Raw genomic sequence first — 14,433 nt, forward strand, 5'->3', positions numbered from 1 at the left:
TGGGCCGCCCCTGCAGGCACTACACCTCGCACTGCAACTGGTCTGCACCGGTAGCACGCGGTCGTCGAGCAGGACGCTTGACTGAGCCTCCTGCCCCCGTCTCCCTGGCGGAGAAGGGTTCGCTACCGGGTTTCCGTCGAGATCGGGTCGAGGAAGAAGAGGCACTGGACCGCGTTGAATTCGCCTACCTCAGCGACGAAGCGGAACTTGTCGCCTACGCCGACGGTGGCGGGGATCTCCTTGCCGGTCAGTTTCAATTCAAAGACGTTGACGTCCTCGAACTTGAAGTCCGGGCCGACCGTCGTGTTCGGCCCCTTGTCGCCAGGGCCCAGGAGGAAGTCGTAGCGGGTGTCGTAGTCACCGTGGGGCGTCATGTGAACGATCGAGCCGTTGAACGCGATTGTCTGGCCCTCATACTTGGTCGCGAAGTCCACGTTCGCGTCGTCGCAGGTGTCCGCCGTTTTCAGCAAGGCCGCAAACTTCGGGTTGTTCTCAGGCGTGATCACCTCGGCGGCAGCCGGCTCGGTCGCGGTCGGAGTCGGCGTGGTGGAAGGCTTCTCGCTCGCAGCGGCCGCCGGTTCGGCCGACTCGTCCTTCTTCTCGTCTCCGTCGCTGAGTGCGGAGGCGGTGCCGATGACGACGGCCAGGATCACGAGGACGGCGGTCGCCGCGCCGATCAGGAGCCACGGTTGGGGCTTCTTCGGCCGACGGAAGCTGAGGGTGGAGCGGAGCGCGCCCTGGGTCTGTTCGACGAACTCCCAGCCGTCCTTCTGCATCTTCGAGATCACCAAGCCGTCGGTGCCGCGAACGGTCTGCACGGTCTTGTACTCGTACTTGATCTCGTCGGCCATGTGCTCCGCGCCCCCCAAATGCACTGTTCACACCAACTGCCCCAGGAGCATATGGGAGTCCGGCGGGAACTCCGACATCGCCGACGTCACCAGTGGCGGCTGCGGCGTACGGAGCCGTCGATCCCTTACTTGCCACCCCGCACCACGAGAACGGCGAGGAACACAAGAAGTGCACAATGAGGGTGAACTGGACATCGTGCACCTTCGCCTGAGTGCTGAGGCACGAGGAGATGGAACACTGTTCCCCGTGAGCACCACCGGATCCAAGCGCCCCGCCCAGGTGAGCGCCGCCCGCCGCCGCACCGTCATCGACGCCCTACGCCGCGGCGCCGTACCCGAGAGCGGGCTCGACCTGCTGGCCACCGGGCTCGACCGGTTCGAGGCGGCCCTCGACGCGGAACTGGACGCTGTCGCGTCCGGCGGGTCCGTGTTCAAGGCCGTGCGCGGTGAGTACGGGTCCGGCAAGACCTTCTTCACCCGCTGGCTGGGGGAGCGGGCCAAGCGGCGGAACTTCGCCGTGGCCGAGATCCAGGTCTCCGAGAACGAGACGCCGCTGCACAAGCTGGAGACCGTCTACCGGCGGCTCACCGAGCGCCTCACCACCTCCAGCTTCCCGCCCAGCGCCCTGCGCCCGGTGGTCGACGCCTGGTTCTACGCCCTGGAGGAGGACGCCCTCGCCGCCGGCGCGACCGAGGAGGAACTGCCCGGCGAGGTGGAGAAGCTGCTCGTCGCGCGGCTCGCCGAGGTGTCCCGGCACGCCCCGTCCTTCGCCACCGCACTGCGCGGCTACCGGACCGCCCTCGCCGACGGCGACGAGGCGACCGCCGCGGCCGTCCTGGCGTGGCTCGGCGGTCAGCCGCACGTCGCCGCCTCCGCCCGCCGGTCCGCCGGGGTGCGCGGCGACCTCGACCACTTCGGTGCCCTCGGCTTCCTCCAGGGGCTCCTCACCGTGCTGCGCGACTCCGGGCACACCGGGCTCTTCGTCGTCCTCGACGAGGTCGAGACGCTGCAACGGGTCCGCTCCGACGCCCGAGACAAGGCGCTCAACGCGCTGCGGCAGCTCATCGACGAGGTGCACTCCGGCCGCTTCCCCGGTCTGTACCTCGTCATCACCGGCACGCCGGCCTTCTACGACGGCCAGCAGGGCGTGCAGCGCCTGGCCCCACTCGCCCAGCGGCTCGCCACCGACTTCACCACCGACCCGCGCTTCGACAACCCCCGCGCCGTCCAGATCCGGCTGCCCGGCTTCACCCAGGAGTCCCTGGTCGGCCTCGGCGCCACCATCCGGGACCTGTACGCGGACGCCGCCACGTCGCCCGAGCGTGTGCGGACAGTCGTCGACGACGCCTACGTCGCGGACCTCGCGCGGGCCGTCGGCGGAGCGCTGGGCGGGAAGGTCGGAGTGGCGCCCCGGCTGTTCCTGAAGAAGCTCGTCGGGGACGTCCTCGACCGGGTGGACCAGTTCGACGACTTCGACCCCCGCCGGCACTACAAGCTGACCGTCGCAAGCAGCGAACTCACCGACGTGGAACGGAACCTGGCCGCCACGGTCACCGGTGGTTCCGCGTCCGCCGACGACATCGACCTGGAGCTGTGATGGCGGACGGCGACAGCCCGGCCGGGGGAGAGGGTGATGTACTCGACCGGCTCGACCCCGTCGTCCTGCACCACATCGTCAACACCCTCGGCTGGCCCGACCTGCGCCCCCTCCAGCGGGCGGCGATCACCCCGCTCATGGACGGTGAGGACGCCGTGCTGCTGGCCCCGACGGCAGGCGGCAAGACCGAGGCGGCCTGCTTCCCGCTGCTGTCGGCGATGGCCGGACAACGGTGGACCGGCACGTCGGTGCTCTACCTGTGTCCGCTCAAGGCGCTCCTCAACAACCTGGTCGGTCGCGTCGACACCTACGCCCAGTGGCTGGGACGGCGCGCCGCCCTCTGGCACGGCGACACAAAAGAGTCGCAGCGACAGCGCATCCGCACCGAGGCGCCAGACATCCTGCTCACTACGCCCGAGTCGCTCGAGGCGATGCTGATCGGCGTCAAAACCGACCACGCGCGGCTGCTGGGGAGCGTACGGACCGTCGTCGTCGACGAGGTGCACGCCTTCGCGGGCGACGACCGGGGCTGGCACCTGCTGGCCGTGCTCGAACGGCTGGAGCGGGTCACCGGCCGCCCCATCCAGCGCGTCGGACTCTCGGCGACCGTCGGCAACCCCGAGCAGTTGCTGCGCTGGCTGCAGGGGGCCGGTGTCGGGAGCCGTACCGGGAAGGTCGTTGCGCCGGGCGTCCACCTGCCCGCCACCGGCACGGCCACACGCGGGGAGCAGGCCGGTGCGGCTCCGTCCCACAGGCCCGCCGGCGAGGTGGAACTCGACTACGTGGGCTCCCTCGACAACGCCGCCAAGCTCATCGCCGCCCTGCACCGGGGGGAGAAACGCCTCGTCTTCTGCGACTCACGCCGCCAGGTCGAGGAACTGGGCGCCGCCCTGCGCGCCCGCGAGGTGACTGTCTTCCTGTCGCACGCCTCCCTCTCCGTCGACGAACGCACCCGCTCCGAGCAGGCCTTCGCAGAAGCGCGCGACTGTGTCATCGTCTCCACCTCCACCCTCGAACTCGGCATCGACGTCGGCGATCTGGACCGCGTCATCCAGATCGACTCACCGGCCTCCGTCGCCTCCTTCCTGCAGCGCATCGGCCGCACCGGCCGTCGCTCCGGCACCGTACGCAACTGCCTGTTCCTCACCACCCGTAAGGACACGCTGCTCCAAGCGGCTGGGTTGCTGCTGCTGTGGTCGCGCGGCTGGGTGGAACCGGTCCTCCCACCGCCCGAGCCGCGCCACCTCGTGGCCCAGCAGCTCCTCGCCGTCACCCTGCAACAGCACAAACTCGGCGACCAGTTGTGGGACCGGCAGTGGAACGGACTCGCGCCCTTCGACCGCTCCGCCGCCCCGATCCTGCGCTTCCTCACCGACGAGGGCTACCTCGACAACGACGGCGGCCTGCTGTTCGTCGGCCCCGAGGCGGAACGCCGCTTCGGCAAGCGGCACTTCATCGAACTCACCGCGTCCTTCACCGCGCCGCCGCAGTTCACCGTCCTGTCCGGGCGCACCGAGATCGGCCGTACCGATCCGAGCGTGCTCACCGAGGAACGCCCCGGCCCGCGGCGCCTGCTGCTCGGCGGACGCAGCTGGCAGGTGACGTACATCGACTGGCTGCGCAAACGCGTCTTCGTCGAACCCGCCGACGGAGGCGGCGTCGCCAAGTGGATGAACGGCGGCATCGCCGGCCTGTCGTACGCCCTGACCCGCGCCATGCGCGAGGTGCTGCTGGGCGCGGATCCGCCCGTCTCCCTCACCCGGCGCGCCGAGGCGTGCCTGGCTGAGCAACGCGAAAGCGACGCACCCGACACCGTGCACCCAGCCGGCACGTTGGTCACCCGCACCGGCAGCGACGTGCGCTGGTGGACCTGGGCCGGCTACCGCGCCAACGCCACCCTCGCGGCCACACTCCAGTCGGTCACCGACCCGCTGCAACGCCCCACCGACTGCTGGCTGCGCCTGCGCGAGGACCTCACCCCGGCCGACTGGCGCACGGCCCGGGAGAGCGTCGGCGAGAGTCTGGTCCTGCCCGACGTGGACCCTCGCGCCGTACGTGGCCTGAAGTTCTCCGCCGCACTTCCCGAACGCCTCGCCGTCGCCACGGTCGCGTCCCGTCTGGCCGACTTCGAGGGCGCCAGATCCGTACTGTCGGAATCCGTACGTTTCGTAGCCTCAAGCGGCTCAGCCTGAGACGCGTGTCCTGCGGAGGCGCGGAACCCGCTTACCTGCTCGGAGCCTCCACTCGTGCGGTGACGCCGAGATCACGGCGCATCTCATCCCGTAGGTCGGACAGCTTCTCCCAGAGGCCGTCCACCCGCCGACTCAGCTCTTCGACGGTCTCCCCCTGCCGCGGTTGCCCCGCGTCCAGACGCTTGACCAGCCCATAGATCTTCCGCAGCAAACCGTTGGCGGCTCCCAGGACGGGCAGTACGTCATCGGACACGATCATGTGGGACTCCGCGTGCTGAACGACGTAGACGCTCCAACGCTCCTCCAGTTCAGCCCTCCGTGCTTCCTCCAGGGCGCCGTCCCGGCGCAGATCGTGCATGCAGCCCGCCAGGGAGTCCCGGGCTGCCCGTGCCGCGGCATGCAACCGCGTGTATGCGGCACGTCGTTCATCGAGCAGTCGGCTGTCCCACTCACGGATCCGGTCTTCCCGGCGATGCCGCTCGATCCGTTCGTGCTCACGAGCCCAACCACGTTCCGCACCGCGCTGTGCAAGGAACACCGAGGCCAGGGACACTCCGCCCCCGATCACCGCAGCCGCAAGCGCCAATAAAGCCGCACCCATCGTTCGTCCCCTCACCTGCCGACTCCGCGGCGCTTTTCCAACATTCCGAACCACTCTGCTGGGGACTTCTCGCAGTGGCGGATGTGAAGCCCCCAGCATGGTCACCCGGCCGAGTCCTCCACCGGAACGAGCCCCGACGGGCCCGTGGTGACGAGTCCATCGGCGATCAGACCCTCGATGTCCCGGTCGAACGCGGCCTTGATGTCAGGGCCCAGGCGCAGCCACCCGAAGAAGCGGGCCGTTTCCCTGGCCAGCTCCTCGCGGACCATGCCCGGTGACTCCGACAGGATGCCGAGCAGGGCGATCCGGCGCTCCGCGGTGGGAACCTGGGAGACCTTCTTGCGGTCGAAGTCCGGGCTCGGGGTGCGGGCCACCGTCACGTCCCGGCCGGGCAGGTCCCACACGGTGCCGGACCGCACGGCCTTGTTCTTCTTGCGCAGCCGCGCCAGGGCATCGCGGATGCTGCTCTGCACGATCTGACCCGAGCGGTCGAGCAGCCACGCGCTGCGGACCCGGCCGATGAGAACGTCCTCCTCGACGGGGCCTTCCACGGTGACGATGTGCAGGGCCACTTCGGCAACCACTTTCCGGGCCGCGGGGTCGCGGAGATCGATTCCCGGGAGCCCAGCGGCCGTGCACAGGACCTCCTTCAGGTCATGCAACTCCTCCCAGCCCAGCGCGCGGTACGGCCGGCTCCATTCCGAGCGGTCGGACTCGGTCACCGGCACGATCGCCACCTCCGTCGGTGCCGCGGCGGGCACGGGAGCCGGCGCGGCCTCCGGGACGGACGGTGCGTACGGATCGGCCGCGCAGGCGGCCTCCACGGCCTCTCTCAGCCGCCGTTGCGCGTCCTTGCGGTTGCGATACCAGTCGGTCCCCCAGATCCGGTGCAGGTTCCAGCCCAGGCCGCGCAGGATCTCCTCGCGCAGCCGATCGCGGTCACGGGCCGCGCGCGAGGAGTGGTACATCGCGCCGTCGCACTCGATGCCCAGCGCGTACGAGCCGGGTGCTCCCGGGTGCCGGACCGCCATGTCGATCCGGAAGCCCGCCACGCCCACCTGGGGCTGCACGTCGTAGCCCCAGCCGCGCAGTGTGCCGAGCACGTCCTCCTCGAACGGGCTCTCCGGGGCGGCGTCCGCGTCGGGTGATGCCGTCGCCAAGATCGCGGGGCCCTGCTCCGCGTACTGCAGGTAGCGCTTGAGGTGCTGGACGCTCTTGTTCGCGCTGTCCGGCAGGTCCGCGCCGTGGAAGGAGGCCACGACCTCCACCCGGTGACGCGCACGGGTCACGGCGACGTTCAGACGCCGCCAACCGCCCTCGCGGTTGATCGGGCCGAACGTGGCGCGCAGTTTGCCCTGGGCATCGGGACCGTAGCCGACCGACAGGACGATGACGTCACGCTCGTCACCCTGCACCGTCTCCAGATTCTTCACGAAGAAGCCGCCCAGCCGGTCCTCGGTGAAGTGCCCGTCGAGGTCGGGGCGGGACCTGCGTGCCTTGATGACGGCGTCCTCGACGGCGTCCGCCTGTGCCTTGGAGAGCGTGACGACGCCCAGCGTCAGGTGCGGCCGGGTCGAGAAGTGGTGGATGACCCGCTCGGCCACCAGTTCGGCCTCGCGGACGTTGTCCCGTTTGTTGCTGCGGTCGTACACGCCGTCGGCCTTGTAGAAGGCGACGCCCACGTCATGACCGTCGGTGACCGCGCCCGGGAACACGACCATGGAGTTGTCGTAGAACTCGTGGTTGCTGAAGGCGATCAGGTTCTCGTGGCGGCTCCGGTAGTGCCAGCGCAGCGACAGCTCGCGCAGCACACCGCTGGCCTTGCAGGCGTCCAGGATGGACTCGAAGGAGTCGGGCACCTCCTCGTCGAACTCGTCGTCATCGTCGGAGTCACTGCCCGCGCTGAAGAACGACGTCGGCGGGAGCTGCCGAGGGTCGCCCGCCACGATCAGGGCGTCACCGCGGTAAATGGCGTTCACGGCGTCCTGCGGAAGAACCTGGGACGCCTCGTCGAAGATCACCACGTCGAAGCGGAAGTCCGCCGGCAGATACTGGCTCACCGTCAGCGGGCTCATCATGAAGCACGGCTTGAGCCGCCGCACGACGTCCCGGGTCTCGTCCAGCAGCCGCCGCACCGGCTTGTGCCGTCGCTGCAGCTTCGCCTGACGGCTCAGGATCGCGGCCTGCCCCGTCGTCGCTCTGCGGGGACGCCGTGCGTTGCAGGAGTCGATCACCGTCGCATGGGCGGCTTGCACCAGCCCGCGGTCCAGTCGGCGATAGCGCTCCACCAATTGGTCCCTGTCGGTGGCCCGCACCACGGAGAGCCGGCTGTCGGTCGCCGACTGGTGCTCCACCCAGGCCCGCAGAACGGTCCGCTCCACGGCCACACGGAACAACGACGCCGGTACGTCGCGGTCCGCCAGCTGGGTCGGCAGCTCTTCCAGGCCGTAACCGCCCAGCACATCGCGGGCCCCGGCGGAACGGATCCAGGCGTCCGGACCGTAGGGATCGTCGGACATGCGGGTGAGAAGCACATCGGCTGAAGTGAGTCCGGCCTCCAGCTCGGAGCGGATCTCCGCCGCACGTGCCGGTGCGAAGTGGCCGACGAGCACCTCCATCCGCTCCAGCCAGTCGCGGTTGCGGCGCTCCACCGACGGATCGGGTGTCGCGTTCAGCAGCAGACGGGCGGCTTCGACCGTCAGGGGAGCAGCCGCGCCGGTGGCGGAGGCGGTACGTCTGGCACGGAGGGTCCAGTCCAGGGCGTCGTTGACGGCCTTCCGAGAAGTGCGCAACCCGTCGTACAGATCGCCGAGCAGACGGCGGTGCTCTGCTTCGGCCCGAAGGAAGTCCTCCTCGGCGGTGCGCGCCGCCACCACGGCCGCGACGCAGGAGCGGGCGCCGCCAAGGGACAGCCAGTCGGCTCCCCGTTGCGAGGCATCGGCCGCACGAGCCACGGAGTGGATCAGGGAAGAGGCCTCGTCCAACGGGTCGAGGTGGGCACGCAGCCACACCATGGCTTCAGGAAGGGACAGGGCTCGCAGCGCGAAAGCGGAGGGAGCCAAGGAAGGAGTGTTCGTGAAGGCTTCCCACTCGGCGCATTCCGCCCGCAGGCGGGCAGCCGTCTCGAGCAGTCCCCGAACGGCCGGCTCACCGGCACGGAGAGCGCGGACGGCGCCACTTCGCCGTGCCGGATCCGCCAGGACCGGACCGGCCAACCTGTGTGCCTCCGAAGCGGCGGTCAGCGCCGCAGCGAGGGCGGCCGTGTGAGGCCGTCCGTCCGGCGCGTACTCACCCAGTAGCTCAAGGGCTTCGGATACGGCTCTCTCCGAGCCGGACTTATGGTCCGGCTCGGGCAGGCGCATCGCGCGCCGCAGCAGTTCGTCCTCGACCGTCGTGTTGCCGCCGGCGTCCGGACGGGTCTCGAGGCGGGTGTCCAGCCCCGCGTACCAGGTGCACAGCAGCTTCTTGTCGCTGCTTTCCCGAGCCACGAAGGCAGCGTCCTCCCGTTGCGCGGTGTGGGCGGTACCTATCGCGGCACGGGCCGAGGCGAGGGTGTGCCCCGCTTCCCCGGTGAACTCCCGGCGACCTGTGGACTGGACTGTGTCGATGAGCCGTACGGCGTCTTCCAGAGCCGGTACATGGGCGTGCAACCACGCGGCGGCCGAAGTTGGACCGAGACGGTCGAGAGCCGCCTGATGTCCGCGCAGCAGCGGCTCCCGCCGCGCCGCCGCCCACGTGCTCAGGTCGTCCTCCAGTCGCTTGCCCCACTCATACAGGGCGGGGTCAGGAGCCGACTCATGGGAGAGCTGTGCGGCCAGACGGCGGCGACGGGCCGGATCCACCACCACGGACGGGGCGATCCGGTGCGCCTCCTCGGCCTGGCGGAGCGCAGCGTCCACCGCGCCGAGGTCGGGCAGCTCGTCACCGGCGTAGGGACCGAGGAGGTCCCTGTGCTCGGTCACCGCGGTGCGCACGGCCCGGTGCGCCTGTTGCCAGGCGGCGGCTTTGGCCATCTCGTCCTGCAGACCGCTGTTCCAGGAACCGCCGGTGCTGATGCCCCCGACGAGTTTCCGGTCCGCTCGGACCTGGGAGGACAGACCGGCGGCGAAACGCCGGCCGTTCTCCGCGAGACGGCGCACCGCGTCGGTCAGGCACTCTGTGCGGGGCGTGTCGGGACCGAATACGCCCTGGGCCTCCTGCCGGGCACTCTCGAGGACGTCCATGAGGCGGTGCAGTTCGTCCACCACGCGGCGCGCTCGAGGCAGTATCGCCGGGTCGAACCAGCTGCCGGGAGCACGGTGGACACCGGTCGCCAGCACGGCCAGTTCCGCGATCGACCGTGTCGCGGACGAGTTGTCCGGTGGTTCGCAACCCAACAGGTCCGCCGTGTCCGTCGCGCACTGTGCGGTGCCCTCCAGCATTTCGGCGAGGACACCCCAGCGGGAGGCCAGCGCGTCGGCCTTGGCCCGGCCGAGGCCCGTAAGGTCGGCACCAGACGGTTCCAGGACGCCGAGTGCGAGCTCCGCGGCCTCCGGTTCTCGGGGCAGGTGGGACGGCACGTCCGCCCAGCCCGACCCCGCTTGCTCGTGTGCGGCCTTGCGCGCTGCCACCGTACGGTCGCGCCGCGCCTCGAACTCGTCGAGCGAGGCCCGCACCAGACGGAGAGCCGCCTGTTGCGCGGCGGCGCATCCCTCCGGAGTAAACCACGCCTCCAACGGACGGTGCGGAACACCGGACAGGTCCGCCAGATCACACAGCGTCCTCACCTCGGCCAGTGACCCCGGTTCGTCCATGCCGAGGGTCCGGGCGAGCTCTCGAGCCGAGACGGCTGTTCCCCCCAGCAGGTCGGCCATGCCGCCGAAGTCGCGCCTGACATCTTCCGCCTGCCGCTCGGTCAGCCCGGCCAGATCCAGCCCGCGGGGCTCGAGGGAGGACAGAGCCTGCTCCGCGGCCGGCGGCTCGGAACGAAGACGGGGAGACACCTCCTGCCAGCGCTCGCCGACCAGATCCTGCGCGGACTGCTGGGCGCGCCGTACGCGACGCGACGCGTCGAGGAAGGACTCGACGGGATCCGTCACGGTGTGCGCGATGTCGGCGTCGGTCAGCCACCATTCGGGCACCGGGAGCCGTCCTTCCAGCAGCCCGAGCAGACGGATGAGCCGGTCGACCTCGCCCGGCACGGTGAACTGCGCGCCGTCCGTGTTGAGCGCCTCGTAGCCGTCGAGGGCGGACAGGAGGCCGTCCAGGGCGGTGCGTGCCTCCTCCAGCGCCGGGCCGGGATGGGGCCGGTCCGTGCGCAGCCCTCGCCAGGGAAAACCAGGGTCGGCCACGGCCTGCCAGGCGTCACCGACGGTGTCGGCGGCGTTGAGCACGTTCTCCAGATCGGCAGCGGAGAGGGCCGAGGCGTCGAACCGCTGGGGCGTTCCGTCAGCGGAGGCGGCGAGATAGGCGACGGGGGCGTCGTCGAGACGGCCCGCCTGACCGATGACGTCGTGCAGCGAGCGGCCCAGGGGTTGACGGACCTCGTTCATCGCGGTGGCGTATATGGACAGCGCCTCACGGTCGAGACGGGCCTGGGCTTTCTCCTGGTCGGGGAGCCCGGTCGCCTGGGGCTCTTCGGAGAGTGCGCGGCCCAGTTCCTGTGCCACGGCCTTGCGGCTGGTGTTACGGCTGTGCAGGGCGAAGGCGTAGGAGTCCAGGCCCACCGACTTCAGTCGCTGCAGTACGACATCCAGCGCCGCCGCCTTCTCACTGACGAACAGCACGCTGCGGCCGGCGTGCATCAGACCGGCGATGATGTTGGTGATGGTCTGGCTCTTGCCCGTTCCCGGAGGGCCGTCGAGCACGAAGGATCGGCCCGCCACGGCTGCCGCGATCGCCTGCCGCTGCGACGTGTCCGCGTCCAGGACCAGAGGAGTGTCTTCCGGGGGAACCAGCTCGTCGACCCGCTCCGACGGTACTTCCTCGAAGTCGAAGCGGTCGGAGGCGAGGGCGTCGCCGGGCCCCACCCCTACCGCGCGCACCAGGTCACTCGCGAGGAGCCGGCCCTCGTTCTCCAGCAGATCCCGGTACATCGACTCCTTGTGGGAGGCGAAGAGACTCATGACGGCGCGCTCCTCCACCTCCCACTGGGACTTGCCGGCCACGGCCTTGCGTACTGCCTCGAGCACCGCCGTCACGTCACGGCAGTCGGTCTCCGCGACGGGGGCCCAGTCGATTCCGAACTGTTCGAGCTTGATGGGCAGCGCGGGATTGAGCTGCGGGTCCTCGTCCTCGTTCGCCTGGAGGAGCTCCAGCCCGGTGGGTGTCCGCACGAGTTCCACCGGGAAGAGGATCAGCGGTGCCTGACTCGTGGTGGTGGCTCCGTCCTCACGCCAGTGCAGCATGCCGACGCCCAGGTGAAGGGTCCACAGACCGTAGTCGTTGAACACCTGCGTCGCCTTGGAACGAAGAGAGCGCAATGCCCGCTGCAGAGCCGGGGCCGTGGTCTTCTGCGTGACGACGTCGTACTCACCGGGAGGAGGGCACACTGACTCCTCATCTTCCGAGGGCACCTCGTCAGGGAGCTTGGCGAACTGCAGTGCGCGGTCCTCCAGCAGATTCACCAGGATCGTGGGAGAGGGGGCCGACAGTTCCAGCGTCGAGGTGCGGGTGTGCCTGAAATTCAACAGCCGGTTGCGTCCGCTGAGGTCCACGAGCGACGTGCGCCAACCCGTCAGGATCGTCTTGAGGCGCTCCAGATCGCTACCGCCCCCGAATGCACCCGGATTGGTCGTCACGCTTGTCCCTGCTCTCACGTCGTGCTGCTCAGGTCCGGAGAGGGAAAGCACGGACGGCTTCCGGGGAACGGTGACGCGGGCAGGCCCGGCGCTCTCCGAATCATCCCCCTTGCGCGACATGTTTGCCTTGTCGCACTCGCCCCCCACGGACGGACGGATTCTATGGTGACTGTGTGGAAATCAGAAGTGGACCTTGTGCTCGTCCTGCCCCAAGTGCTCCATCACCACCTGGTGCGCCCGCCACCCGTCCGGGAACTTCGGCGGCACGTTCAGGTACACCGGGCTGCTGCGCGGGTGGCGGTCCAACAGGTCGGTGATGCCGGTGCGGGCCGCCACGATGCAGGCGAAGCGGTGCCGGGAGAGCAGGACGCACAGGCGCCCGGTCTCCAGGTGGAACGCGGAGGCGTCCTGGCGGCCGGACAGTGGATGCCAGACCAGGGTGACATCGAACTCACGTCCCTGGAGACGGTTGGCGGTGTCCACGGTGATCGCCGTCAGGCCGCGAGCCGCGCCCGGACCGCGTCGGCCTGGACCGTCCGTGCCGCACCGATCGCGATGCGGGACTCGGTGAGCGGCTCGCCGTTGACCAGGGCGCCGCGCTCCAGGAGGCGGGCCGCCGTCGCCGCGAGGGCCTCGGCGACCTCCGGGTCGTCGTCCAGGGTGTGCCGGGCGGGCAGTTCCAGCAGGCCCCAGCCCGACTCCGCCGCGCGGGCCAGGACGGCATCCGGCGGGGTCGGGCGGTGCGCCGCGCTGCGGTACGTGAGGACGCGGTCGGCGGCCCGCGTACCCGAGGTGAAGGGGTAGAAGGGGTAGAACGCCTTCTCCACCAGCGGTGCCGCCATCTCCGGCAGCCGCCAGGAGACGGGCAGTTGGTGGCGCTCCAGATCCTCGTTGTGGGCCAGGGTGACGTCGATCGCGTTGCGCAGCGGGTCCCAGGTCAGGCCGTGCCAGCGGTCGGTGTCCACCGTCGCGAAGGGGTCCAACTGGCCCGGATCGCCCACGAACAGCACCTGGGAGTCCTCCGGACCGAAGAGTGGCGCCGTGGCGAGCAGGGCGTCCGACCGCATCTGATAGGCCTCGTCGACGATCGCCCAGCGTCACGGGGCGCACTTGTCGGGTCTCACGTACGACCATTTCTTCGCCGTGGAGATCACGACCGGCAGATCGCGGAGTTCGGTGATCTCCCTGCTGCCGGTCACGTTGGCGTGCCGGCGGACGCGGTCGGGCAGCGTGAACCCGCTTGCGTGCAGGCGGCCGAGCGTGAGGTCCGGATACTCCCGGGCGATGTTGTCGGCCAGGTCGTCGACCTGCTCGTTGGTCTGCGCGACGATCATGAGCTGGTGGCCGGACGATGTGAGATGGCCCGTCGCGCGCTTCACGAGCGTGGACTTCCCGGCGCCAGGCGGGGAGTCCACGACCACGCCCCGGCCGGTGGCCGTGTCCAGGCTCGACAGGATGCCCGCGACCGCCCGGTCGGCGAGCTCACCGGGGGTGACGGCGGGTGGTTCGGTCTCCGAGGTTTTGGGGGCGGTGGTCATTCCCAGATCTCCTCCGCGTCCTCGTCGGTCGGTTCGTAGGGCTGGGGAGGGCCGCCGTGGGTCCACGGAGTGTCCTCCTCCGCGGGCAGGACGGACGGCATGGACTTCGGGTCGACGGAGGTGTACGTGACCGTCTCGCCGACCTCGGCCGGCGTGCCCGGCGGAGCCGGGGCTTGCGCGCCCTGTTGAAGCCGCCGTTCAGCTGGATCACCACTGTGCTGCCGTCGCCCTCGGGTACGACCTCGACGATCTCGGCCTCCTGGCCCGGACGCGCGGGGCGCTTGATCTCCTTGCCCGCCGCCAGACGTACCGGCGGATCGCCGCGCACGGTGATCGCCGGACGCCACAACGGGCGTGCCCCCGGCAGGAAGCGGTCCTCGTCACGGGCCACGACGACGCCCGTGAACACCTCGCCCCGCACGGACCCGGCTACTCCGCCGACGGCGACATCGGCGCCCGCCAGACCTACCCGAACGGCGGCCGCACCGACCAGTGGCACACCTACGCGGTGGAGTGGATTCCGACCGGCATGCGCTTCTTCGTCGACGACCGCCTCGTCCAGGAGACGACGCGCAACAAGCTGGAGTCCACCCGGGGCCAGTGGGTCTTCGACCACAACCAGTAGGTCATCCTCAACCCGGCGCTCGGCGGCGCCTACCCGGCCGGCTGGAACAAGGTCACGACCCCGTACTGGGGCCTCCCGCAGTCCAGTGTGGACCGCGTCGCGGCCGGGGGAGTGCGGGCGGAGGTGGACTGGGTGCGGGGGGGGGGGGGGGGGGGGGGGAAACAGAAGGGGTTACCGGCCGCGCGGCCCGCACCCCGGCCCGGGGCCGCGCGGCGGGGGGGGGGGCTTGTGGAGCCGGGGGCGGGCGTGG

General features: G+C 70.2%; 5 protein-coding genes and 2 pseudogenes. 3 read left to right on the forward strand and 4 right to left on the reverse strand.

The features are described 5' to 3' along the window. Window positions 1–122 precede the first annotated feature (122 nt). Window positions 123–851, reverse strand: a complete 729-nt coding sequence (locus ACH4VX_RS35095; protein WP_398373331.1) for a DUF4839 domain-containing protein — start codon at window positions 849–851, stop codon at window positions 123–125. A gap of 247 nt (window positions 852–1,098) precedes the next feature. Here ACH4VX_RS35095 and brxD point away from each other — a divergent pair, with 247 nt between their 5' ends. Beyond that, entirely contained in the window at window positions 1,099–2,448 is a 1,350-nt protein-coding gene (gene brxD / locus ACH4VX_RS35100; RefSeq protein ID WP_398373333.1) for a BREX system ATP-binding protein BrxD, read from the forward strand. Then, a complete protein-coding gene (locus ACH4VX_RS35105) occupies window positions 2,448–4,640 on the forward strand; it encodes a DEAD/DEAH box helicase (protein ID WP_398373335.1) in 2,193 nt (730 codons plus the stop codon). Before brxD ends, ACH4VX_RS35105 begins: the two co-directional genes overlap by 1 nt. A 31-nt stretch (window positions 4,641–4,671) precedes the next feature. On the opposite strand, the gene ACH4VX_RS35110 is transcribed toward ACH4VX_RS35105, so the two are convergent. The 3 genes and pseudogenes from ACH4VX_RS35110 to ACH4VX_RS35120 all read right to left on the reverse strand — a co-directional run bounded on the left by ACH4VX_RS35110 (window position 4,672) and on the right by ACH4VX_RS35120 (window position 13,558). After that, entirely contained in the window at window positions 4,672–5,241 is a 570-nt protein-coding gene (locus ACH4VX_RS35110) for a hypothetical protein (protein ID WP_398373337.1), read from the reverse strand. Window positions 5,242–5,342: 101 nt separating this feature from the next. After that, window positions 5,343–12,020, reverse strand: a complete 6,678-nt coding sequence (locus ACH4VX_RS35115; protein ID WP_398373338.1) for a DUF3320 domain-containing protein — start codon at window positions 12,018–12,020, stop codon at window positions 5,343–5,345. Between the two features lie 180 nt (window positions 12,021–12,200). Then, window positions 12,201–13,558 (reverse strand): annotated as a pseudogene (locus ACH4VX_RS35120) (AAA family ATPase). A gap of 412 nt (window positions 13,559–13,970) precedes the next feature. Between ACH4VX_RS35120 and ACH4VX_RS35125 the strand changes: the two are divergent. Then, window positions 13,971–14,321 (forward strand): annotated as a pseudogene (locus ACH4VX_RS35125) (family 16 glycosylhydrolase); the annotation flags it as partial. Window positions 14,322–14,433 lie beyond the last annotated feature (112 nt).

The sequence above is a fragment of the Streptomyces sp. NPDC020731 genome (genome assembly GCF_044334705.1).
Lineage (GTDB): Bacteria > Actinomycetota > Actinomycetes > Streptomycetales > Streptomycetaceae > Streptomyces.